This is a genomic window from Priestia sp. P5_B4 (assembly GCF_056400385.1).
The window spans coordinates 1-2,744 of the sequence record NZ_JBFULJ010000506.1; the positions used below are offsets into that span (position 1 = coordinate 1).

Genomic DNA, 2,744 nt, shown 5'->3' on the forward strand with positions numbered 1-2,744 from the left:
CTACACAGTTAACCGTAATACCATCTAAGGCTACCTCGCGCGCTAAGTTCTTTGAAAAACCTAGTACTGCGGCCTTAGATGCCGAGTAGTGCGGTCCTCCAAAAACTCCTCCACCTCTTTTAGCCGAAACAGAAGACAGGCTTATAATTCGACCATACTTTTGATCTTTCATTGTCTCTAATACTGCTTGCGTACATAGAAACAATCCAAACATATTGACGTTAAACACTTTTGTAATGTCTTCAAGCGTCATATCTTGAACGGTAACCTTTTGAGAAATCCCTGCATTATTAATTAAAATATCAATTCTGCCGAATTCTTCAAGTGTTTGTTTAACCATCGCATCGCAAGAATCTTTACTTGTTACATTTAACTCTATTCCCAAGGCTTTGCCGCCAGCTTCTTTTATTTCGTTGACTGTATCCTGTACACCATCAAAATTAATATCTGCTATAACAACAGCTGCTCCTTGCTCTGCAAGTGTCAGGGCGATTGTACGTCCAATTCCTTTTTTGGAACCGCTACCAGTAATAATTGCTACTCTCTCTTTTAAATCAAACATATTATATTTCCCCCATCTTGTTAGCTTTATCTATTTAATATAGTTAGTCTTAAATCAGTTCTTTAGCTGTTTTGATAATATTTTCTACAGTAATTCCATTTAACTCTAATAGTTTTTCATAAGGTGCAGATTGTCCAAATTGATCCTGTACACCAATTCTTCGAACTGTACCTTTTCCCTCTTCCGCAACTACTTCACATACGGCACTGCCAAGGCCGTTTAGAATATTGTGGTCTTCAACCGTAATGATTTTTCCGATATTTAAGCAATCAACCACTGCTTCTCGATCTAAAGGCTTAATAGTATGCATGTCTAGTAATTTCACAGATATGCCTTGTTTCTCTAATTCTTTCGTTGCCTCTAAAGCGAGTCGTACTGTATCGCCGTTGGCAATAATAGCGATGGCGCTTCCATCTTTAATTTTCTTCGCTTTTCCAATTGTAAACTCTTCATTTTCATCGTAAATCATTGGAACCGTATCGCGAGTAAAACGAAGATATACAGGTCCGTACACTTTAGCAGCTTGTTCTACTAGCTTTCTAGTAGAATAATAGTCAGCTCCCATAATGACGGTCATATTTGGAACCGATCTTAATACACCCATATCTTCTATAGCTTGATGACTTCCGCCATCATTAGCTGGCGTTAACCCCCCGTGTGAACAAGCAATCTTTACATTTAAGTTAGGATAGCAGACTTCTTGTCTAATTTGTTCAAGCATTCTTAACGAACCAAAAACCGCGTAAGTGCTTACAAAAGGAATTTTACCAGTCGTAGCAAGTCCAGCTGCTAACCCAGCCGCATTTTGCTCTGCAATTCCTACATTAATATGCTGGTCAGGTAATTGCTTGATAAAGTTTACTGTTTTACACGACTTTGCAATATCTACATCAATGACATAAATATTCTTATTTTCTTTCCCTAATTTTACGATTTCATCTCCAAAGGCCTCTCTCGTAGCTTTTTTTACAGTAAGATCTTTTTCTAGTATGCTCATTATCTTAAACCTCCTGCTACTTCTTCCATTGCTTGATGATATTGTTCTTCATTAGGAGCAACTCCGTGCCAATCACCCACATCCTCCATGAACGAAACGCCTTTACCTTTTACCGTGTCACAAATGATACATTTTGGTCTTCCATTCTTCGCTACTCTTACTTCATCCAATGTTGCTACAATCTCTTCCATGGAGTGTCCATTAATTCGCTTTGTTTCAAAACCAAATGCATCAAATTTTTTCTCTAAATCTTGCAATGGCATAATTTCATCACAAAATCCATCGATTTGAAGTCTGTTATTATCTACAAACACAACTAAATTATCTAATTGGTACTTAACTGCTGTTTGAGCAGCTTCCCAAATTTGTCCTTCTTGACATTCTCCGTCTCCTACTAAAGAAAAAACTCTATAGTCTTTAAAATCTCGTTTACCTGCGATTGCCATACCTACGCCACACGAAAGTCCTTGTCCTAGTGAGCCTGTTGAAATATCAATACCTTTGCACTTTTTCATATCTGGATGCCCTTGAAACGGAGAATCGTATTCTCTTAACGTGTATATCGTTTCATAGGGAACGAATCCTCGTAAAGCTAAAGCGGAATACTGAATGGGACAAACGTGACCTTTAGAAAGTACAAATCTATCGCGATCTTCCCAGTTAGGGTTGTGCGGATCAACATTCATTTCTTTAAAATAAAGCGCTGCCATAATATCAGCCGCAGAAAGTGAACCTCCTGGATGGCCAGACTGTGCTCCATAAATCATTGTAAGAGCTGTTTTTCTTAATTGAATGGCTTTTTCTTTTAATTCTTCAATACTAATTTCTTTCATTTTAGTCACCTCATTAATTTATGACTTGCTGTTTTCTAAATGATATATCCATTAACATATAATTCAGTATACTTAGGTAACTTGTATACTAAGTAGCTTTGTGACTTAAGTGTACATCTGAAATGCGAATTCGTCAATAACAAGATTGAATTATTAGAATTTTTTTATTTAAAACAAGTCATTTTGTAAATTCGTATGTTGTTTTCTCTAAGGTTTTTAAGTAAAAAAAAAGTACTGCCCCTATTTTAGAAGCAGTACTTTTTTATTGATTGATTAGTAAATTGTGTATATAAACAAAAGCTTTATCAAAAAACAACTATGCTTTTGCACTAGAATTATTGCTGCTTATTAC

3 protein-coding genes are annotated in these 2,744 nt (G+C 36.3%); all 3 read right to left on the reverse strand.

Annotated features, from left to right (window positions below):
* On the reverse strand, positions 1–562 hold a 562-nt coding region (locus AC1DRF_RS22055; RefSeq protein ID WP_477741700.1), incomplete at its 3' end, for an SDR family NAD(P)-dependent oxidoreductase.
* 49 nt (positions 563–611) lie between these two features.
* Positions 612–1,559, reverse strand: a complete 948-nt coding sequence (locus AC1DRF_RS22060; protein WP_427076722.1) for a transketolase family protein — start codon at positions 1,557–1,559, stop codon at positions 612–614.
* Positions 1,559–2,410: a transketolase gene (locus AC1DRF_RS22065; protein WP_427076802.1), complete on the reverse strand. Its 852-nt coding sequence runs from the start codon at positions 2,408–2,410 to the stop codon at positions 1,559–1,561. Before AC1DRF_RS22065 ends, AC1DRF_RS22060 begins: the two co-directional genes overlap by 1 nt.
* Positions 2,411–2,744 lie beyond the last annotated feature (334 nt).